The sequence below is a fragment of the Streptomyces sp. NPDC002838 genome (assembly GCF_040295365.1).
In the GTDB taxonomy this organism is placed as follows: domain Bacteria; phylum Actinomycetota; class Actinomycetes; order Streptomycetales; family Streptomycetaceae; genus Streptomyces.
Genome location: NZ_JBEOVF010000062.1, coordinates 1 through 21,155, shown reverse-complemented (window position 1 = coordinate 21,155; position 21,155 = coordinate 1). Strand labels below are relative to the sequence as shown.

14 protein-coding genes are annotated in these 21,155 nt (G+C 69.2%); 6 read left to right on the top strand and 8 right to left on the bottom strand.

Annotated elements, in window-relative coordinates:
• Position 1: 1 nt before the first annotated feature.
• The 3 genes from ABT063_RS44325 to ABT063_RS44315 are packed head-to-tail and all read right to left on the bottom strand — an operon-like array spanning position 2 to position 4,205.
• Positions 2-1,855 carry a peroxidase family protein gene (locus ABT063_RS44325; RefSeq protein ID WP_351066695.1) on the bottom strand — a complete coding sequence of 618 codons (1,854 nt, stop codon included), beginning with the start codon at positions 1,853-1,855 and terminating at the stop codon, positions 2-4.
• Entirely contained in the window at positions 1,852-3,777 is a 1,926-nt protein-coding gene (locus ABT063_RS44320; protein ID WP_351066693.1) for a GMC family oxidoreductase, read from the bottom strand. Before ABT063_RS44320 ends, ABT063_RS44325 begins: the two co-directional genes overlap by 4 nt.
• Entirely contained in the window at positions 3,774-4,205 is a 432-nt protein-coding gene (locus ABT063_RS44315) for a hypothetical protein (protein ID WP_351066692.1), read from the bottom strand. The genes ABT063_RS44320 and ABT063_RS44315 overlap by 4 nt, the downstream gene beginning before the upstream one ends.
• Positions 4,206-4,468: 263 nt before the next feature.
• Here ABT063_RS44315 and ABT063_RS44310 point away from each other — a divergent pair, with 263 nt between their 5' ends.
• Positions 4,469-6,592, top strand: coding sequence for an endonuclease (locus ABT063_RS44310; RefSeq protein ID WP_351066690.1), 2,124 nt, complete (start codon positions 4,469-4,471; stop codon positions 6,590-6,592).
• Positions 6,593-6,610: 18 nt separating this feature from the next.
• Here ABT063_RS44310 and ABT063_RS44305 read toward each other — a convergent pair whose 3' ends face one another.
• The 3 genes from ABT063_RS44305 to ABT063_RS44295 are packed head-to-tail and all read right to left on the bottom strand — an operon-like array spanning position 6,611 to position 9,796.
• A complete protein-coding gene (locus ABT063_RS44305) occupies positions 6,611-7,873 on the bottom strand; it encodes a sugar ABC transporter permease (protein WP_502991010.1) in 1,263 nt (420 codons plus the stop codon).
• 14 nt (positions 7,874-7,887) lie between these two features.
• Positions 7,888-8,670, bottom strand: coding sequence for an ATP-binding cassette domain-containing protein (locus ABT063_RS44300; protein ID WP_351066686.1), 783 nt, complete (start codon positions 8,668-8,670; stop codon positions 7,888-7,890).
• A gap of 37 nt (positions 8,671-8,707) precedes the next feature.
• Positions 8,708-9,796, bottom strand: a complete 1,089-nt coding sequence (locus ABT063_RS44295) for a sugar ABC transporter substrate-binding protein (RefSeq protein ID WP_351066684.1) — start codon at positions 9,794-9,796, stop codon at positions 8,708-8,710.
• 282 nt (positions 9,797-10,078) lie between these two features.
• Between ABT063_RS44295 and ABT063_RS44290 the strand changes: the two genes are divergently transcribed.
• The 4 genes from ABT063_RS44290 (at position 10,079) to ABT063_RS44275 (ending at position 15,851) form a co-directional block, all read left to right on the top strand.
• Entirely contained in the window at positions 10,079-12,613 is a 2,535-nt protein-coding gene (locus ABT063_RS44290; RefSeq protein WP_351066683.1) for a SpoIIE family protein phosphatase, read from the top strand.
• Positions 12,610-13,719, top strand: coding sequence for a sugar ABC transporter substrate-binding protein (locus ABT063_RS44285; RefSeq protein WP_351066681.1), 1,110 nt, complete (start codon positions 12,610-12,612; stop codon positions 13,717-13,719). The genes ABT063_RS44290 and ABT063_RS44285 overlap by 4 nt, the downstream gene beginning before the upstream one ends.
• An 80-nt stretch (positions 13,720-13,799) precedes the next feature.
• Positions 13,800-14,558 carry an IclR family transcriptional regulator gene (locus ABT063_RS44280; protein ID WP_351066679.1) on the top strand — a complete coding sequence of 253 codons (759 nt, stop codon included), beginning with the start codon at positions 13,800-13,802 and terminating at the stop codon, positions 14,556-14,558.
• A gap of 138 nt (positions 14,559-14,696) precedes the next feature.
• Positions 14,697-15,851, top strand: coding sequence for a PP2C family protein-serine/threonine phosphatase (locus ABT063_RS44275; protein WP_351066678.1), 1,155 nt, complete (start codon positions 14,697-14,699; stop codon positions 15,849-15,851).
• A 30-nt stretch (positions 15,852-15,881) separates the two neighbouring features.
• Here the strand turns inward: ABT063_RS44275 and ABT063_RS44270 are convergent, their stop codons facing one another.
• Complete coding sequence (locus tag ABT063_RS44270; RefSeq protein WP_351066676.1) at positions 15,882-17,375, bottom strand: family 43 glycosylhydrolase; 1,494 nt, start codon at positions 17,373-17,375, stop codon at positions 15,882-15,884.
• A gap of 162 nt (positions 17,376-17,537) precedes the next feature.
• Positions 17,538-18,659 (bottom strand): glycoside hydrolase family 53 protein, encoded by a 1,122-nt coding sequence (locus ABT063_RS44265; RefSeq protein ID WP_351066675.1) that lies wholly within the window; start codon positions 18,657-18,659, stop codon positions 17,538-17,540.
• Between the two features lie 289 nt (positions 18,660-18,948).
• Between ABT063_RS44265 and ABT063_RS44260 the strand changes: the two genes are divergently transcribed.
• On the top strand, positions 18,949-21,003 hold the full coding sequence (locus ABT063_RS44260) for a galactose-binding domain-containing protein (protein ID WP_351066673.1): 2,055 nt from the start codon (positions 18,949-18,951) through the stop codon (positions 21,001-21,003).
• The last annotated feature ends 152 nt before the right edge of the window (positions 21,004-21,155 follow it).

The following is a 21,155-nucleotide window of genomic DNA, read 5'->3' as shown; positions in this document are numbered from 1 at the left end:
GTCAGGTCACCGTCCTTCCGGCGGTGTGCCACGGCACGAAGGCGTTCGTCAGCCCCGCGAGAGCCGTGCGCAGCTCCGGGTGGTGGCGCAGCAGCACCGTGATCATGCTGTTGTCGTCGATCCAGGCCATACCGGCCTTGGAGTACACCTCGGGGGTGTAGTACTCGGTGAAGAAGCGGTCGCTGTTCAGGCGGCGTGAGGCCATCAGGATGAAGATGCGGAACGCCGTGTCACTGAAGGCGAATCCGGCGGGCAGCTTCTCCGCGTACAGCCCGACCATCAGGTCGACCTTCTCGATGTCGCCGTCGTAGAGCCACTGGATCTCCTCGGCCCACGCCCGGTTCTCCGTCAGCTCCAGGAAGTTCTCCGCGGGCTTCAGCCGCAGCAGCCGCCGGAACTCGTTGTAGCGGGGGACGCCCAGCTCGCGGGAGCGCAGGATGTCGGTGGCGGCGAGGTCCTGCAGATGCCCGTCCGGGCGCTCGAACTCCTGCAGGAACCTGGGGAAGTTGTGCAGGGTGACCAGTCCGGGGTGGAGCGTGCCGAAGCTGTAGAGCAGATCGGCCATCTCGGTGGTCTCCAGGACCTTCAGCGCCCCGGGGCCGGAGATGTCGCGGAGGGTGCAGTGGCGCAGGGTCTCGTCATCGGCGGCGGAGCGCAGATGCCACTCGTCGCGGATGAGCGGATGCATGCGGTAGACCGCCACGAACTCCTCGGTGAGGGAGTACGGGACGCCGTAGTGGTCCGTCGCGCCGCCGGGGATGCCGCTGATGACCTCGCTGTCGCTGATCCGGCCGAACAGGTTGTGGACGCGCTCGCCCGCGATGCCCCACCAGTTGGCGCGCAGTGCCTTGACGGTGGTGGGATGGCTGATCACGGCCGGTGTCCACTCCACGGTGTGGATCTTCGCCAGGAGCGCGGCGTTGACGAGCCGGGCGCGCTGGAACAGTTCCTCGTCGTTCCAGGACGGGTACGCGGCGTGCAGGTGGTCGCAGATCGCGTTGTGCTCCTTGGCGAACAGGTTCTGCATCACGGCGAGACCCAGCCAGAACCCGGGAACACGCGACGGGTCGCGGGAGGGGTCCGAGGGGAACGGCGACTGCTCGTCGTCCCACAGATGCAGCTTGCCCGACTCGCCGGTGCGCATCAGGCGCTGCTCGGTCTCGTTCGACCCGTAGATCTGCGAGGCGTCCCACCAGTGGGAGGACTCGTTGACGCGGGTGTCGGGCGTCCCGGCGGGTGCCTGCGGGTCGCGGGTCGGGTCGTCCGGCGTCCGCATGATCCGCATGGGGTGTTCCGGCCACGGGTCGTCGTCCATGAGGGGTACTTCCCAGGGCCGGTCCATGGGGCTCGTACCGTGGCTGAACCAGTCGCGGATCATGAACTGAAGCCAGGCGGCGACCAGCGAGTTGACCGATTCGGCCGGGGCGAGCTCGTCGCGGGAGAGCAGGGCGCGGCTGACCTCGCGCGGGTTCGGCCTGGACAGTACGTCCTCCGGCGTGGCCGGGGGAATCCGGTCCAGCGGGATGTTGCGGCCGAAGCGGGTGCCCGCCATGCCCATCCGCGGCTCGACGAGGTCGTTGCGGCTGCCGTCGGCGGTCCGGTTGACCCTGTGGCTCTCGGAGGGGGGTGCGGGATCGGGCAGATCGACCGAGGGCAGCCGGCCGGTGTCGTGGAGATTCTCCTGGCGGAGTCTGACGCGCAGTCCGAGGAGCGTCAGCAGGCCTGGAACGACGGGCAGCCTGTCCCAGCCGATGCGCCGGTCCAGGAATTCGGCGCCGCGGGTGACGATCCGCCAGGGAAATGACGTACGGTATCCGGCCGCGGAACGCCGTGCGGCGCGTGGTTGCTTGCTCATCGCGATGCTCCTTCGGCGGTTGCGAGGATCACGTCGCTCGCCTTCTCACTGATCATGTAGATGGGGGCGGCGACGAAGAATCCGGGAATGCGGGGAAAGACCGAGGCGTCGACGATCCGCAGGCGGTCCACTCCGCGCACCCGGAAGTCGCTGTCGACGACGGCCGAGGGATCGTCCGCCCGCCCCATCCGGCAGGTGCAGGACGCGTGGTGGCCCCAGGCCTCGTCCCGCACGAAACGGCGGACACCCTCGCGGTCGCCCGCCTCGTCACCGGGCCACAGCTCCTTGAGGACCACGGAGCCGGCCCTGCGGTTCATCCCGCGCACGAACTCCACGGCATCGGCCATCGCTTCGAGATCCACGTCGTCCTTGTCCGTGCCCTCGGCGAAGTAGTGGAAGTTCACCAGCGGGGTGTCACGAGGGTCGGCGGACCGCAGCCGCACCCGGCCCCCGGTGTTGTGGGTGCGGCTCTTGAGGATCGCCCACGTGAAGCGGTCCCGATGGCGCGTCAGGTCGAGCGAGTAGCCGGGGTAGTAGCCCCGGAAGTCGAAGGGGCCGCCGAAGATGAACAGGTCCGGGGCGTCCAGCTCCGGGCGGGACTTGCGGGTGACACCGACGACGGCGCCGTTGGTCGTGTACAGGCCTTCGCCGCGCCGCCAGGCTCGGTAACAGCGGTCCGGTTCGGTGCCGGGCCGCGGCGCGTGGAAGTCGCAGTCCTTGACGACCGGGAACTCGCGGTCCATCTGGCTGACCACGCCGACTTCGTACCGGTCCTGCAGATGGGCGCCCACGCCCTGGAGGTCGACCCGCACCGGGATGCCGTGCCGCTGCAGCTCCGCACGCGGCCCGATGCCCGAAAGCATCAGCAGCTGGGGCGTGTTGAAGGCCCCCGCGGCCAGGATCACCTCCCGGGAAGCCAGGACCCTGCGCAGCACCGGTGGCCCGGTGGCCTGACGGCTCGCGGGGTCGGCCCGGTAGGCGTGCGCCCCGTCCAGATAGTCGACGCCGGTCGCCGCTCCGCTCGCGTCCAGCACGACCCGGGCCGCCAGGGCGTTCGTACGGACCACCAGATGGCCCGGATGGCTCCGCCGCACCGCCTGGACCCGCTCGCGTACGGCGCTGCGCCGTCCGTCCGCCGTGGAGATCGGGATCTGCCACAACCCCTGCAGAGCACGCGTCTGCACCCGCCAGTCGTTGGGATCGACGAAGGAGCCGAACCCCTCCAGCGGGGACAGCGGCCGGTCGAGGAGGCCTGCGAGCGTGTCCTCCGCGGCGGAGAGGACGACCTTCAGCAACTGCTTGTCCTGGACGGCCAGTTCGGGATCGGCGAGGGCGGTGGGCAGCCAGCCGTCGAATCCGTGCCGTGCGTCGTTGCGGTACCGGGCGGCCGTGAAGGGCAGGACCTTCAGCAGCGCGGCCAGCAGCGGGTTGGCGGGCGGCTCCTTGGGCCTGGGCCGGTACGTACAGCGCTCCAGCCGCTCGAAGTACCGGCGCATGGCCGTGCTGTGCCACGTCGCGTCGCCGGTCTCCTCCGCGATCGCGTCCCAGTCGCGGTTGTACGGATAGACGGTGATCAACGCGTGGTGCGCGGTACAGCCGCCGACCGTCCCGGCGCGCGGGTAGAGGATGCCCTTGTCCGGGACGAGCTTGCTGTCGCGGAGGTGCTGCCGTTCGTCGGCGTAGTGCCGTACGAAGTAGTTCCAGCACTGGACGGGGTCCTCGGAGGCGTCCGCGTGGAAGGCGGGAACCAGGTAGTTGTCGTCCTCCTCGGCGCCGCCCGCGTCGAGCAGCAGGGTGCGCATGCCCGCGGCGGCGAGGTTGGCGGCCAGCGGGCCGCCTCCCGCACCGGCACCGACGACGACGTAGTCGAAACCCGTCTCGGCCGTCTCGGCCGGGGGAGCGGCACCGGGTCCCGCCGTCACTTCCGCTTCCCCTTGGCGGAGTTGGCGGAACGGCGGGAGTCGGTGAAGGAGGCGCCGGCGGTCGCGGCCAGGACGGTGTTGGTGGCCGAGATGAGCGTGGTCAGCACGGCGGTGCGCGGCGGAAGCCGGCCGTTCAAGCCGAGCATGGCCGCCGTCGCGGTGTCACTGCCGTGGATCAGGACGCCCTCGCGCAGGTCTTGCCGAAGCCGTTCGCCGTGGTTGGTCAGCAGATCCAGTCCGAGCAGGACCGTACGGATCCCGAAGAGCCGGAAAGCGTAGACGGCCGCCGGACTCAGCGGCTCACGATCGGGGTCGAGGCGCCGGATGAGCAGGGCCGGTGCCAGCAGTCCGGTGGCCCCGTTGAAGATCCGGATTCCGGCGAGTGCGTAGACCGAGGCTGGGCGCGGGACGGCACGCTGCGTGGCCATCATGTCTCCTGAGAATGGGGTGATGCTTGCGGCGGCGGGAACTACGGCCGAACCTCCCGACAAGGGAGGGAAACCCCCTGGAAGCACTCCAAATACCACGTTATGGGAACTACTGCTCTCCTGCACCTTGAGGGACGCACTACAACTTTTGCGCATGTTTGTCACGCCTGCGAGCATCGAAAGGAGGACAGCCAACACGCCGAGACACCATGGCCGCCGGTGCAACAGCGCGCAAACCACTGCCGCTTCCGAGGAGGCAGACCATGGCAACGCCGGAACTCGTTTCCGAGACGGAATCGGACTACCTGTCACAACTGACGATGGCCGCCGAACGCTATGCGAACCGGACCGCGCAGCGGGAGAGAAACCAGGCGGTACTCGAGACACGCGGCGTGTTGTACGCCGATGAGCCCGAGCGGGTCGAGAAGCGGCTGGCGCGTCTCGGCGCCGACTGGTCGTTGGCCAGGGCCATCGAGAGGACGCCCTCGGATCCCGTCACGACGGCGGGAAGCACCCTGCGGCTGCCGCCGGACAGCTTCGGCAGCGATGTGCTGGGGCTGGAGCGCCTCATCGGGCGCAACAATCTCACCCCGGTCGCGTTCCTGGAGGAAGGCGCCGCGGTCTCCCGCGCGGTCGGCAGGGTCACCATCGGCGGGCCGGGCGGCGGTCACGGCACCGGCTTCATGATCTCCCCCTCCCTTCTGCTCACCAACAACCATGTGCTGCGCGGCAAGGAGACAGCGGGCCGCAGTACGGTCGCGTTCGCGTTCCAGGCCGGAGTCGACGGGCGTCCGCTCGAACCGGCGGTCTTCCAGCTGGAGCCGCAGAGGTTCTTCGTCACCGACCGGCAGCTGGACTTCAGCGTGGTCGCGGTCGCCGGACACGGCGCGCGCGGCGAGGCGCTCTCGTCGTTCGGCCGCCTGGCTCTCGGTGAAGCGCAGGGCAAGGTCGTCATCGGCGAGTTCGTCAACATCGTTCAGCACCCCAGGGGCGAGCCCAAGCAGCTCGCGCTGCGCGAGAACCAGGTCGTCGACGTGCTGGATCGGTTCCTGCACTACGAGTCCGACACCGATGAGGGATCGTCGGGCTCGCCGGTCTTCAACGACCAGTGGGAGGTCGTCGCACTGCACCACTCGGCCGTCCCGAAGACCGACGCCGAGGGGCGGCCCCTGAGCATCGACGGAACGCCCTGGGCGCCGGAGATGGGCGAGCACCGAGTGGCGTGGCGGGCCAACGAGGGGGTGCGGATCAGCCGAGTGCTGCGCGCCCTGCGTGAGATCACACTGACCGGCCCGGCAGCCCGGCTGCGGGACGAGGTGTTCACCGCCGGGACCACCCCGCCCCCCGTCGAGGGCGTTCCGTCCACGCCCTCGGCCGACGGGACCGTACAACTCACCGTCCCCCTGCGGATCAGCTTCGGGCTCGGCACGTCGGCGTACCCGGTGGGGCCCGCCGCCGCCCAACAGCCCGCACCCGCACTGGCACCGACGATTCCGGCGACAGGGCGGCTGGACGGCGGCTCCGCGGTAGAGAGGGACGTGAACGCGGCCCTGGTCAACTTCCGGCTCGCGCGGGAACGGCCCTACTACGACCGGACCGCGGACAGCGCCGCACGCGACGCCTATTACGCCGGCATCGACACCGCCGACGGCGAGGCGCTGCGGCGCGCGCTCACCGAGCTGCTGGAGGAGACCCACGAGCCCCGGCCCAGGTACAAGCCGATGCGGCTGCTCTACCCATGGGTCGACCAGCACGAGGACGGCCGGCTGCGCAGCGTCTACTCCGGAAAGATCTTCTCCGTGGAGGAGCTCATACGGGCGGACGCCGCGGTGGAAGAGGCCCGCCTCGCACGCGTACAAGAACTGCTCCGGCACGAAAGCACGGCCGGCCCGGCCGAGTTCGAGGCCGAATTCGCCGCTCTGGAAGCGTCGATGCCCTTCAACTGCGAGCATGTGGTGCCGCAGTCGTGGTTCGCCGAGCGGGAGCCCATGCGGGGCGACCTCCACCACCTGTTCGCGTGCGAGCCCAAGTGCAACAGCTACCGCAACAAGTACCCCTACTTCGATTTCCCCGGCTTCGAGGAAGCGGTCCGTCAGGAGTGCGGGATGCGCGAGGACGTGGGATTCGAGCCGGAGAAGGGGAAGGGAACGGTCGCCCGAGCCACCCTGTACTTCCTGCTGCGCTACCCGGGGCTGGTCGGCGACGAACTGGACGAGTTCCCCGAGAACCGGCTGCCCACCCTTCTGACCTGGCACGACAACGAGTCGGTGAGCGAGTACGAGCGGCACCGCAATGCCGCCATAGCGGAGATCCAGGGCAACCGCAATCCGCTGATAGACCACCCGGAATGGGCCCAGAAGATCGACTTCTCCGGCGTCTGGCCCTGAAACGCACGTCTGGGCCCTTCAAGCCCGCCCGTGTGCCTCCTGCGAGCGCCGGGACAGCGAGTCGATGACCACCGCTGCGAAGAGCACCCCGCCCGTGATGATGAACTGGACGGCAGCGGGGGTGTCCGTGATCGCCATGCCCGAGGCGATCGACTGGATCACCAGGATGCCGAGCACCGCGGACCAGGTCGTACCGCGTCCTCCGAACAGGCTGGTGCCGCCGATGACCGCTGCCGCGATGGCGTTGAGCAGGAGGACGCCCGAGCCCGAACCCTGGCTCACCGAGGTGATCCGCGAGGCCAGGAACAGGCCGCCGACCGCGGCCATGGTGCCCGAGACGGCGAGCACCGCGGTCTGTACGCGGATCACGCTGAGGCTGGCACGCCGGGCCGCTTCGACACCGCCGCCGAGTGCGTAGACCTGCCGTCCGTAGTGCGTGCGGCGGAGAGTGATGTCGAGGCCGGCCACCACCACCAGGAAGATCAGAAGCGCGAGCGGCAAACCCTGGAAGCGGTTGAGCAGATACGCGGCGGCGAACGCGATCACCGCGAGTACCCCCGTGCGCATCCCGATCCCGCGGAGCGAGCGGTGCGGCATGCCGACGGCCATGCGGCGCCGCCTGTCCTGGTAGGAGACGAGGAAGACCATGCCCGCGCCGATTGCCGCCACGCCGTAGGCGGCGGCGTCATGGGTGAAGTAGTAGCTGGTCAGCTTGGCGACGAGCCCGTTCTCGTCGAGGTTGACGGTGCCGCTGGTCCCGAGGATGTACAGCATGAGGCCGTTCCAGGTGAGCAGCCCGGCGAGCGTGACGACGAACGCCGGCACCCGCGTCCGGGCGAAGGAGAAGCCCTGGACGGCTCCCGTGACGGTCCCCACGATCACCGCGATGATGAGGGCGAGCCATTCCGGCACGCCGTTGTTCACGTTCAGAACGGCGAAGACAGCCGCCGCGAGACCGCTGATCGAGCCCACCGACAGGTCGAGCTCACCGATCAGCAGCACGAAGACGATGCCGACCGCGATCAGACCCGTGCCCACGATGTCCACGCTGAGATTGGACAGGTTCCGGGGTGAGAGGAAGTTCTCGTTGAGGGTCTGGAAGGTGATCCAGACCGCGGCGAGGACGATGACGACGGGGAGCCAGCCCAGTTCCCCGGCGCTCAGCTTGCGCCGGAAGACGGCGACCCAGCTCTCCACGGCACGGGCGACGGCCCGCTCGCGGTGCGGGGGAGGAGCCTCGGCGCGCGGCGCGGTGGGTTCGGCCCGCATGTGGTCCGCCATCTTGCGCATCCCTTTCACCATCCCGCGTCCTGCGGGGCCGGCCGGCGGGGCACGTTCTGCGTGGCGCCGGTGATGGAGGAGATGATCTGTTCCTGGGACGCGGTGTTCACGTCGAAGAAGCCGTTGTTGCGACCGAGCCGGAGCACGGCGGCCCGGTCCGCGAGAGCTTTGACGTCGCCCATGTTGTGGCTGATGAGCAGCACGCCCACGCCGCGGTCGCGCAGGTGGTCCACGAGGTCCAGTACCTCTGCTGTCTGCTCGATTCCCAGAGCTGCGGTCGGTTCGTCCAGCAGGAGGACCCGCGGCTCCCCGAGGAGCGAGCGAGCGATGGCGACCGTCTGCCGCTGGCCGCTGGACAGCGAGACGACGGGGGCGCGCAGATCGGGGACGGCCCTGGTCAGCCGTTCCAGCAGATGTCTGGTGCGGCGCTCCATCTCCACCTCGTCGAGGAAGGCGAACCTGCGGATCTCGCGTCCGAGGAACAGGTTGCCGACGACGTCGAGGTTCCCGCACAGCGCGAGGTCCTGGTAGACGGTGGCGATGCCGAGGTCACGGGCGTCGTGGGGGCGTTTGATGTTGACCGCCCGGCCCTCCCACTCGATGACGCCCTTGTCCGCGGGGGCGACGCCGGAGATCGCTTTGACCAGGGTGGACTTGCCGGCCCCGTTGTCGCCCAGCAGAGCGACGACCTGGCCGGCGTGAATCTCCAGCTCGATGTCCGAGAGGACCTCCACGACGCCGAAGCGCTTGCACACGCCGTGCAGCGCCAGCAAGGGGGGAGCCGGCACGGAAACCATCTCCTTCCCGGGGTCCGGACCTGGTCGGAACCAGCTGTCAGGTCAGCCCGGCCCTGTCGCAGGCGGCGGCGAGCTCGGGGGCGCAGATCTGCTGGACCGTGTACACGCCGTCCTTCACCAAGGTGTCCTCGATGGTGTCGACGGTCACGGACACGGGGGTGAGCAGCACGGCCGGAACGGTGTTGCCGTCCCGGGTCGTCACCTCGCCCGTGGCGACCCGGTCGAGGCTCTCACCGCGGGCCACGTCCACGGCCATGGCGGCGCCGGCGGACGCCTCGGGCCCGAAGGGCTTGTAGACGGTCATGTACTGATCGCCGGCGACGATGCGCCGCACGGCTCCGAGTTCGGCGTCCTGCCCGGTGACGGGGGGCAGCGGGTCCACCTTGTTCGCTTTGAGGGCGGAGATGCAGCCCGCGGCGAGGCCGTCGTTGGCGGCGTAGACCCCGTCGATGTTGCGGACGCCGAGGGCGGAGATGGCGCCGGACATGTTCATGTTCGCGGTTTCGGTCCGCCACTGGTGTGTGTCGTACGACTTGCCGATCTTCACTCTTCCCTCGAGCACGGACAGTGCGCCCTTCTTGAACGACACGGCGTTGGGGTCGCTGGGATCGCCGTTCATCATGACGATCTGGTCGTCTCGTGTGCCATCGCCCATGGCCCTCAGCAGCGCCCTGGCCTGGAGCTTGCCGACCTCCTCGCCGTCGAACGAGACATAGCCCGAGATCGGGCCTTCAGAGAGGCGGTCGTAGGCGATGACCGGGACACCCGCCTGGTTCGCCTTCCTGACCGCGGGGCCAAGCGAACGGGCGTCCACGGCCACCAGCACGATGGCATCGACCCCCTTGGTGATCATGGTGTTCATCTGCTCCTGCTGGATGGCCACGTCGCCCCTGGCGTTGCCGTGCTCGACGGTGCACTCGCCGCACAGCTCCTTGATCTTCTGCTCGAGCAGCGGCCTGTCCTGGGTCTCCCAGCGAGCCGTGGTGGAGTCCGGCAGCAGCACAGCGATGTTCGGCGTGCTCTCCCTGCCGGAGTCGTTCCCGCCGTCCGCCCCGCAGGCCACGAGAGCGACGGCCGTCGAGACCGCGGTCACGGCGACGGCCGCGTCCCGGATGCGGGCCTTCATGCGAGAGACCTCCCTTGTCCTTCACCTTGTGCGGCGAGGGCGCGCTTCGGCGCGGTGCGCGTGGGGGGAAGCGGCTCGCGTGCATCGCGGCGTCAAGGGTTCGGGTGGCAAGACCACCACGTCGTCAGTTTGACACTGGCTGTGGTGATCTGCGAATGCTGTCTGCCATCCAGGGCAATCAAGTAGATCTGTCCTATTACCTCCTATATGCGATTCTGGTACATGGGTGCTCGGTCTCCACCTGTCGGTACCTGCCGCATGGACGGGAAGTAGGTCGCGGACATGCCTCATGACGGCCGTGCCCGGGCCGGAGTCTCGGAGCTGGGAGAATCCGGGGCCGGCCCCACAGACACCGGTTCACCGCCACCGGTGCCGGAGGCCGCCGCGAGTGATCGGGCCCTGATATTCGCCGGAGCGGCCCTGACAGCGGTCTACGTGCCCGGTGCCGGGCATGAAGAGCTCCAGCTGGTGGAGACGGCCGGGTGCGCCAGTTCCGAGTGCGGGCTGCCGGAGCGTCTGCCCCTGTCCGGTGGTTCACCCGCGGCGCACGCCTTCCGCGCCCACCGGCCCCTGTGGCTGACACCCGCGGCACTCGCCTCCTACCCCGAGGGCGGGCCGACGCCGCCACGAGCTGAGGCGTCGCTCGCCGCGCTGCCCCTCGGAACGGAGGGCAGGTGGCTGGGCTGCCTCGTCGTCGTGGGGGATTCCACGGACGGCTTCGAGGCCGAGCAGAGGCGCTTCCTGGAGCGGTACGCCGACGCCGTGGCCGGCATGCTCCAGACGGGGACCGGCCGGCCGGCGCCGTCGTCGCTGCTGAGTCTCGCCCTGCGGAGTCTGCGCGTCGGCTCGTTCGTCCTGGTGCCGGACACCGGCTTGATCGACGCGGACGAGACGCTGCTCGAGCTGGTCGGCATCGCCCCGGACGACTTCGACGGCAAGGTGGACACCCTGCTCGCGCACGCCCTGCCCGAGGACATGCACGCGCTCATGTCGGTCGTGGAGCCGTCCACCCAGGCGTTCGGTCGGCGGGAGCTGGAGTTCCGTGTACGCCGCCCCACCGGTGAAATGCGCTGGCTGAGCCTGAGCTGCCGGGTCGTGGCGAGCACCGGCGGAGAGCCGGAGCAGGTGCTGGGCGTGGTGACCGCGACCTCGGTCCTGCGCAAGGGCCCCGACGACGTCTCCAGGATCCAGTGGCTGACGGCCGCACTCGACGATGCCGCGACGGTCCGTGACGTCAGCCGAGTGGTGGTCACCGCGCTGCGTGAGCCGCTGGGCGCCGACCGGGTGGCGCTCGCCGAGGTGCAGGACGACCGGCTCATGGTCACCGTGCTCGACCCGCCCAAGCCCGACGCCTGGCCGGAGGCATGGCGTTCCGAGTGGCGTTCGGAGTGGCCCGACGCACCGGTGAGCGCCCTGCCCACGCTTCGGATGGCTCTGCGGGACGGACGTACGGATCTGTGGCCGGCCGGCACAGCCTTCGAACCCGGACTCGCGGGCGTCGGCGCCGGTGGTCTGGCCGTCCTGCCGCTGCCCGCCAAGGGCCGGGTCGCCGGCGTGTGCCTGGTCGGGTGGGACGAGCCGCACGAGTTCGTTCCCGAGGAGCGGTCGCTGCTGACCGCCACCGCGGCGCTGGTCGGGCACGCCCTCAAGCGCGCGCACGCGTACGACGCCGAGCAGGAGCTCGCGACGATGCTGCAGCGCAGTCTGCTGCCCCGGCGCCTCCCCGAGCTGGCCGGGGGGACGGCCGTCGCCCGCTATCTGCCCGCCAGACGGGGGTTGCAGGTGGGCGGCGACTGGTACGACGTCATCGCCCTCTCCGAGGACCGGGTGGCGCTGGTCATCGGTGACGTGCAGGGACACAGTGCCGGAGCCGCGACGATCATGGGCCAGATGCGTACGGCGGTCAGGGCCTACGCGGTGGAGGGCCACCCGCCCGACGTGGTCGTCTCGCACGCGAACCGACTCCTCGTCGGCATGGAGACCGACCTGTTCGCCACCTGCTGCTACGTCGAACTGGACATGGAGCAGGGCAACACCCTGTTCGTCCGGGCCGGGCATCTCTCACCGATGCTGCGCCATCCCGACGGCAGCACCGAGGAGGTGCAGGTCGAGGGTGGGCTCCCGCTGGGCATTCTCGCGGAGGCGGAGTTCCCCATGACCGCGGTCGCGCTGGCCCCCGGCACGGTGCTCGCCCTGGTCACCGACGGCCTGGTCGAGGCCGCCGACCTGCCCCTGGACGAGGGCATGCAGCGGACGCGCACCGCGCTCGCCGCGGCCGATCCGGCGGATCCGGGGCGGATGGCCGACGAACTGCTCGGCGACCTCGACCGTCGTGAGGACGACGTGGCGCTGTTGCTGCTGCGCTACGACGGCATGAAGACCCGGCCGATACGGGCCGGCTGGGTGGTGTGGCGGCTGCCCGACGCCGTGATGCACGCCCGCCGGTTCACCGCGCGCACCCTGCGTCGGTGGAAGGTCGAGGAGGTGGCCGACGAGGTGCTGCTGGTCGTGTCCGAACTGGTCACCAACGCCCTGGTGCACACCCAGGGGGCGGTCCGCGTCGACCTGACGCTGCGCGGGGACCGGGTGCGCGTCTGCGTGATCGACTCCTCGCCGCGTGCGCCCGCCAAGCCGGTGATCGTGGACTGGGAGTCGACCGGCGGCCGAGGCCTGCTGCTGGTCGAGGCGATGTCGCAGTCCTTCGGCTCGATGCCGGTGGCCGGCGGCAAGCAGGTGTGGAGCGAGATCGTTGTGCCGCGGCGCGAGCCGGCGCCCGCGGACTCGGAGCCTGGAACAGAACGAGGAAGTCTGTCATGAGGACCCGTACGAGGAGGCCTGTCGGAAGGACCCGTACGCGGCACGTCGTCGCGGCGCTCGTCGCGGGAGTCATGACGCTGTCCCTGGCCGCCTGCGGGGGAGACGACGAGGCGGGCGCGGACAGCTTCACCGTCGGCCTGCTGCTGCCGAGCCGAGCGGTTCCGCGCTGGGAGCATTCCGACAAGCCGCTGATCGAGAAGCGGCTGAAGGAGCTGTGTCCCCGCTGCACCATGTCGTACGCCAACGCCGAGAACGACGCGAGCAGGCAGCGGCAGCAGGTCACCTCCATGATCACCAAGGGTGTCGAGGTCCTGATCCTCGACGCCGCCGACACCAGGGCGCTCCGCTCCTCGATCCAGGAGGCGCGCCGGGCGGGCGTCCCGGTCGTCGCCTACGACCGGCTGGCCGAAGGCCCGATCTCGGGCTTTGTCAGTTTCGACGGTGCGCAGGTCGGCCGGCTTCAGGGCGAGGCGCTGCTGAAGGCCATGGGCGACAAGGCGGACGGCGGGAACGTCGTCATGATGAACGGCGATCCGACCAGCCCCAACGCGGCGTGGTACAGGGAGGGCACCGTGTCCGTCCTCACGGGCAAGGTGAAGATCGCCAGGTCGTACGAGACCCTGGGCTGGAGCACGGATCGCGCCCATGCCAACATGTCCGCCGCCATCGCGGCCCTGGGCCCGGACCGGATCGACGGCGTCCTGGCGGCCAACGACGCCATAGCCGCGGGCGTCATCTCCGCTCTCAAGAGCGCCGGTGTCAGGGAGCTTCCTCCCGTCACCGGTCAGGACGCCGACCTCGACGCCGTGCGACGCATCATCGAGGGGGAGCAGTACATGACGGTGTACAAACCCTTCAGGGCGGAAGCCGCCGCGGCCGCCGACATGGCCGTCGCCCTGGGGCGCGGTGAGGACATCCGCGACGTCGCCACGACGACGACCGACAGTCCGACCAGCAAGAGCATCCCGTCCATCCTGCTCACCCCGAGAGCGGTGACGGTCGACAACATCGAACAGACACTCGTCAAGGACCGCGTGTACACCATCGACCAGATCTGCACCCAGCAGCTTCGGCCCGCCTGCGAGAAGGCCGGACTCACGCGGTGAGGGCGCCTTCCAGGCTTCCCGGCTTCCTGGTGCACCGCACCCGCCTTGCCTGCGCTGTTCGCCTGACGCACGCTGGTCGTATGGGTGCGCACGACGGCCCCACGCTCATCACGTCTGTCCAGCGGGCCTTCCGCCTGCTGGAGGCGGTGAGCGCGCACGAGAACGGCGCGCCGGCGAAGCAACTGGCACGTGAGACCGGCCTGCCCCTGGCCACGGCCTATCACCTCCTGCGGACGCTGGTCCACGACGGTTACATACGGAAGCTGGACGACGGCGGGTTCGTCCTGGGGGACAAGCTGCAGACGCTGCACACCACGGGCCGTGGGCAGGCGCTGCTCAGCCGTGTCCGTCCCACGCTCGCCGCGCTGCGGGACGAGTTCGCGACCGCCGCCTACCTCACCTTCTACGAGGAGGGCGAGATCCGGGTCGCCGAGATCGTCGACGGTCCCCGGGCGCCCCGCGTCGACCTCTGGGTGGGATTCGAGGACGCGGGGCACGCCACCGCGCTGGGCAAGTCGGTGCTGCGGGAACTGGACGACGAGGCCCGCAAGGACTACCTCTCCCGGCACGACCTCGCCGACCTCACGCCAAGGACGATCACCAGCCTGCCGGAACTGCTGCGCCGGCTCGACTCCTCACCCGTGGCCCCGGCCGTCACGGACCTGGAGGAGTACGCCCTCGGCACGGTCTGCGTCGCCGTGCCCGTCTACAGCGGGGACACACTCGGCTCGCTCGGCGTCTCGCTGCCGGCGGACCGGCTCTCCCGGTTGCAGGAGATCCGGGCGCGGCTCATCCCGACCGCGGGTCGCGTGACCAGAGGCCTCTCGCTCACTATCTGAAAATCCTCTTCTTGTGACTCCCGGGCTGAACCCGTTTCCTGGATGAAACGGGCATTTCAGGAGTGCGCCCCGTACACAGGTGAGGACTGCGGACGAAAGATGAGTCAGGCCCGAGACCATGGTGGCGACCACTGGCCGATGCGGCCGTTCAAAAACCGACTGGCCCGTCCCGGGGCGTCGGCCCGGAGGCGCGCTGCCGCACAGTTGGCCGCCGGGACACCCGTACTGCCCGTGCTGACCGTCTCCGTCATCGTGCTCGTCGACCTCGTCGGCGGAGCGGGGATGATCTGGCTGCCGCTGCTCGCGGCCGGGCCCGCGCTGGCCGCCACCACCAACGGTCCGCGCGGTGTCCTGTGCGTCGGCCTCCTCGCCGCGGTGCTGGGCGCGACGCTCGGAACCCGGGACGGCGTTCCGGGCCACGAACTGGCGGCCGTACTGTCTGCCCTGGTGGCCGTCACTCTGGCGAGCGGCCTGGCCAGCGCGCTGCGCGGGCGACGCGAACGGGTGCTCGCGGCCGTCCGGTCGGTAGCGGAGACCGCTCAGCACGCACTGCTCAGGCCCGTACCGGCGACGGTCGGCCCGTTCCAGGTGGCCGTCCGCTACAGCGCCGCGGCGGCCGAGGCCCGTATCGGCGGGGATCTGTACGCACTGATACCCACCCCGTACGGCGTCCGGCTGATCGTGGGCGATGTGCGGGGCAAGGGGCTGCCGGCCGTGGGGACCGCCGCGCTGGTGCTCGGTGTCTTCAGGGAAGCCGCCTACGACGAGCCCGACCTCCTCGCCGTCGTCGGCAGGATCGAACGGAGCCTGGCGCGCAACCTCGGCCCCGACGACTTCGTCACCGCCGTGGTCGCCGGATACCCGCGGCCGGGCCATCTGGAGGTGGTGAACTGCGGACACGCGCCTCCGTTGCTGGTCCGCGCGTCCGGAAGCGTCGTGGCGGTGGAGCCCACGCATCCGGCCCCGCCCCTCGGGCTGCGCGCCCTCACGGGCCAGACCCCCGGCCTCCAGGTACTGCCCTTCGCCGACGGGGATCAACTGCTGCTCTACACCGACGGGGTCACCGAGGCCCGGGACCGCGACCGTGAGTTCTATCCCCTCCGCGAAGGGCTGGCGCGCCACTTGTCCGACGAGCCGGCGCGCACCCTCACCGCGCTCCACGACGAACTGCTGGCACATGTGGGCGGTCGGCTGCACGACGACGCGGCGCTGCTCCTGATCCGCAAACCGGCCATCTCCGAACAGGCGGTTGCCGGGACCACCGTTCCCGAACTGGCGGCCGACGCCGGATGACAGCAGTTCACCTGTACCGAGATCGTCCGGCTACTCCCCGGAGGGTGCGGGCAGCGTGACGCCGAGGGCCACCGGGGTGCCGAAGTTCGGTGTGCCGTCGGCGTTCCAGGTGAACTTCTGCGCCCTGGTGCTCCGGTTCATGTCACAGCCACCGCCGGCGGAGTCGTTGGCGTGGTAGACCATCCAGTCCTCGGTCCCGTCGGGCGACTTGAAGAAGCCGTTGTGGCCGGGGCCGTACACGCCGCCCGCGTTGGACCGCTGGAAGACCGGGTTCGGTGACTTGACCCAGGAGGAGGAGTTGAGCGGGTCGCCGCCGTTGTAGGTGAGCATGCCCAGCTTGTAGTCGGGCGTGGAGCAGTGGCTGGCGGAGTAGACGATGAAGGTCTTGCCGCCCCGCTGGAGGACCGCGGCGCCCTCGTTCACCGCGCCGCCCACCGTCTCCCAGCTGTAGGTCGGCGTGGACAGCACACGGCGGGTACCTCCGGCGGTCCACGGGTTCGACAGCGGCCGGATGAACATCGGCTGCGAGCCGTTGTAGAAGGTGCCGAGCAGGTAGAGCCTGCCGTTCAGCTGGAGGATGCCCGGGTCCAGCTCCCAGGTGTTGTCCTGGGTCGGGTCGAGCAGGTCGGCCTTGAAGGTGTAGGGCCCCATCGGGTCCAGGCCGGCGCTCTCGAGGACATGGATCCGCTGGGTGCCCAGGTCGTACGGTTCCCGTCCGGCCGTGTAGTAGAAGTACCACCGCTTCCCGTTGGGACCGTCGAGCAGGTGGAACTCCGGGGCCCACATCGTGCCGGCTCCGTTGGGCCGGGTGAGGTTGAAGATCACCGTGTCGGGAGCCGTCTTGAGCCCTGCCAAAGTGTCGGCCTTGCGCATGGTGATCGTCGAGTTCCAGGTGGTGGTGGCGAGGTAGTAGTAACCGTCGTAGTACGTCAGCCACGGGTCGGGCCCGCGCTGGGACAGTGGGTTGGTGAACGTGGGCGCGCCCGAACCGCCGCCGGTGAAGCCGGGCAGCCGCCACACCCTGCCGTTCGCGGTGCCGCAGGGCAGTTGCACCAGGCCGGTGCCGGAGGCCGCCGAGCCGCCGCTCGGCGTGACGCACTTGCCGGAGCCGACGGAGACCAGGTGGAAGGTCTTGTCGGTTCCGGTGACCGTCACGGGGACGATCCGCCACCGCTGGTTCGTTCCGTTGTGGCAGGTCCACTGGATGATCGTGGCGTTGTCCGCGGTGGACGCGCCGTGGACGTCGACACACTGGCCGGCGTGGGTGCTGATCGTGTAGGTGTCGGTCGTTCCCGCGACCAGGGTGAAGCCGAAGCTCTGGCTCACACCGGTGTCGCAGATGCTGGCGCGGAGTTGTGTCCCGCTGGTCGACGAACTGCCGGGGACGTCCAGGCAGTTACCGCCGTTCTGGTTCACCCCCGTGGACGTGAACGCTACGGCGGCGGCCGCGGGGGGCGCCACCAGGAAGGCCACCACCATGGTGAGCACTGCGGTGAGCACGGACAGACATCTGGATCGAGTCACTGGTGCACATCCTTCATCGGTGGGATGAGTTGTGGCACTCGTGCTGTTTGCTTCCAGTACTGCACTTCCGTGAGGCAGACATGTCAATGCTTTGCTCGTCGAAGCGAACACGAACGGCACCGCCCGGGGACGGTGCCGTTCGCTGTTGGTGTTCGCCGCCGGCTACGGCGTCCACTTGATGTTCGGGTTCACCTGGCCGGTCCAGTTGAAGATGGCCATGTTGTCCCAGCCGTTTCCACTGTTGTTGATGTCGGCCGGATCCCATCCGTTGCCCTTGACCGCGTACCAGGTCGGCTCCCAGTAGAAGACGCCGATCGCGCCGGCGTTGCGGGCCGTGTTCTGTACGGCGGTGAAGTTGTCGGCCTGTCCCTTCCAGGTGAGCGGGTAGCCCGAGCAGCCGGAGGTGATCGAGTTGCCGGTGCTGTCCGCGTTCGCCGAGGTGAACGGGTAGGCCGTCTCGGCGATGACCACGTCCTTGCCGTACCGGGACTTCATGTCGGACACCACGCTGCCCATGTTGGACAGCGTGCCGTGCCACGGGCAGTAATAGGACAGCCCGGTGATGTCCCAGTTGACGCCCTTCGCCCTGATGCCGTCGTAGAACCACCGCGCATGCGCGTCGCTGTCCGAGTTGGCCGTGTGAATGATCACCTTGGTGCCGCTGTTGCACGCCTTGGTCGCGTTGTAACCCGACTTGAGGAGCAGGCTGAGGTTGGTGAAGTCGTTGTTGACCACCTTGCCGTCGTCCCACAGCATGCCGACGTTGATCTCGTTGCCGATCTGCACGCTGTCCGGCGTGGTGCCCTGGGACTTGAGGCTGTTGCAGACGTCGTAGGTGTAGTTGTAGACGTCCGTCTGCAGCTGGTTGACGCCGTGGCTCGCCCAGGCGGCCGGCTTGTACTGCTTGCCCGGGTCCGCCCAGGTGTCCGAGTAGTGGAAGTCGACCAGCAGCTTGAGACCCTTGGCCTTGACCTGCTTCGCGTACGCCAGCACCTTGGCCTTGTTGTTGTAGCCACTGGCCGGGTTGTTCCAGACCCGGAGGCGGACGTAGTTCACGCCGAGGCCCTTGAGGACGTCGAGCGGGTCTCTGGCGGTGCCGCTCGCGTCGTAGTACTTGGCGCCGAGGTCGAGGGCGCGTTGCGCGGTGGAGACATCGGCGCCGAGCATGCTGAGCGAGCCCGCGGCGGAGGCGCTCGTGGGGTTGGTGAGCAGGGACGCGGGCAGGGCGACAGCCGCCATGAGCAAGGCGGCCTTCACTGTGCGGCCTGGACCGTTCACGGTCATCCCGAACTCCTTTGATCGAGACGGTGGCGAAGTCGAGGCCCAGGGGCCTGACATGCGCATGTAGGGGGTTCCGTGAACGTTCACAGTAAAGGACGTAACAGGTGCTGTAAATGTGCGTGTCAGCTGGGTTTCATACTGGTGGTGCGCCTGTTCCTTCTGTCATGGCTTTGGGTACGTGCACAGCATCAGCTCGATCGGTCGGGGCTCTTGACGCGGAATGCGAGCCACGGTGATCCTCGTCGCGTATCTTGCTCCGGTCATGACAACTCAGGGGACGTGGGTAGTGACCATGGCTCAACGCCCGTACCACAGGCGCAAAGACGTCACCGTCTTGTCGCTGCTCCTCCTCGTGCTGGCCGTGGCCCTGGGCCCCACGCCGAGTTCAGCGGCCGGAACGGACTGGTGGATTCCTACCGCACGCCCCGCGCCGGACTCCCAGATCAACGTCACCGGCGAGCCGTTCAAGGGCACGAACTCCGCGGGTGAGGTGCGCGGGTTCGTGGACGCCCACAACCACCTGCTCTCCAACGAGGCCTTCGGCGGGCGGCTCATCTGCGGCAAGCCGTTCTCCGGCGGGGGCATCGCCGACGCGCTCAAGGACTGTCCCGAGCACTACCCAGACGGTTCCCTCGCGATCTTCGACTACATCACCCACGGCGGCGACGGCAAGCACGACCCGGTCGGCTGGCCGACGTTCAAGGACTGGCCGGCGTACGACTCGATGACCCACCAGGCGAACTACTACGCCTGGATCGAGCGCGCCTGGCGCGGCGGTCAGCGGGTCCTCGTCAACGACCTCGTCACCAATGGCGTGATCTGCTCGGTCTACCCCTTCAAGGACCGCGGCTGCGACGAGATGACCTCGATCCGGCTGCAGGCGAAGCTGACCTACGACATGCAGGACCACATCGACGAGATGTACGGCGGCACCGGCAAGGGCTGGTTCCGCATCGTCACCGACAGCGCCCAGGCCCGCGAGGTCGTCCGACAGGGCAAGCTCGCCGTCGTCCTGGGCGTCGAGACCTCCGAGCCGTTCGGCTGCAAGCAGATCCTGGACGTCGCGCAGTGCGACAAGGAGGACATCGACAAGGGCATCGACGAGTTGTACGACCTGGGTGTGCGCAGCATGTTCCTGTGTCACAAGTTCGACAACGCGTTGTGCGGGGTCCGCTTCGACGAACACGGGCTCGGTACGGCGATCAACGTCGGCCAGTTCCTGTCGACGGGCACCTTCTGGCAGACGGAGAAGTGCCCCGGACCGCAGAAGGACAACCCGATCGGTGAGGCGGCGTCGGATGCCGAGGAGGACCTCCCGGACGGCGTGGAGGTCCCGGAGTACGACGAGGACGCGCAGTGCAACGTCCGTGGGCTCACCGATCTCGGCGAGTACGCCCTGCGCGGCATGATGAAGCGCCAGATGATGGTCGAGATCGACCACATGAGCGTCAAGGCCACCGGCCGGGTCCTGGACATCTTCGAGGCCGAGTCGTACCCCGGCGTGCTGTCCTCGCACAGCTGGATGGACCTGAACTGGACCGAGCGGGTCTACTCCCTCGGCGGTTTCGTCGCCCAGTACATGCACGGTTCCCAGGAGTTCGGCGAGGAGGCCGGGCGCACGGAAGCGCTGCGCGCGAAATACGACGTGGGCTATGGCTACGGCACCGACTTCAACGGCATCGGCGACCACCCCGCCCCGCGCGGCGCGGACACCGCGAACCCCGTCACGTACCCCTTCCGCAGCGTGGACGGCGGCTCCCTCATCGACAGGCAGACCACCGGCGAGCGCACCTGGGACTACAACACCGACGGCGCCGCCCACGTCGGCATGATCCCGGACTGGATCGAGGACATCCGGCGCGTCGGCGGCCAGGACGTGGTGGACGACCTCTTCCGGGGCGCCGAGTCCTACCTCGACACCTGGGGCGGGACGGAACGGCACCGGGCCGGCGCGAATCTCGCCAAGGGTGCCTCGGCCACGGCCAGTTCGGCGGAGTCGAACCCGTTCACGAGTTATGCGCCGGGCCGGGCCGTGGACGGTGACGCGGACACCCGCTGGGCGAGCGACTGGAGCGACGACCAGTGGCTGCGGATCGACCTGGGCTCCACGCACCTGGTCCGGCGCGTCACGCTCGACTGGGAGCGCGCGTACGGCAAGTCGTACCGCGTCGAGCTCTCCACCGACGGCGTGAACTGGCGGACCGCCTGGTCCACGACGGCCGGCGACGGCGGCCTGGACACGGCACGGTTCACCGGCACGCCTGCCCGCTACGTCCGCGTCCAGGGCCTGGACCGCGGCACCGACTGGGGATATTCGCTCCGCGAGGTGGGTGTCCACAGCAGCTGAACGCCGACTCCGCGCGCCCGTTTCCGTAGGAAATGGTCGGCCCCGCCGACCTGATCCTGCCGTCATCCCCACACCTGACGGCCCACCCCCCACGGCCCACCCCCCACGGCCCACCCCCCACGGCCCACCCCCCACGGCCCACCCCCCACGGG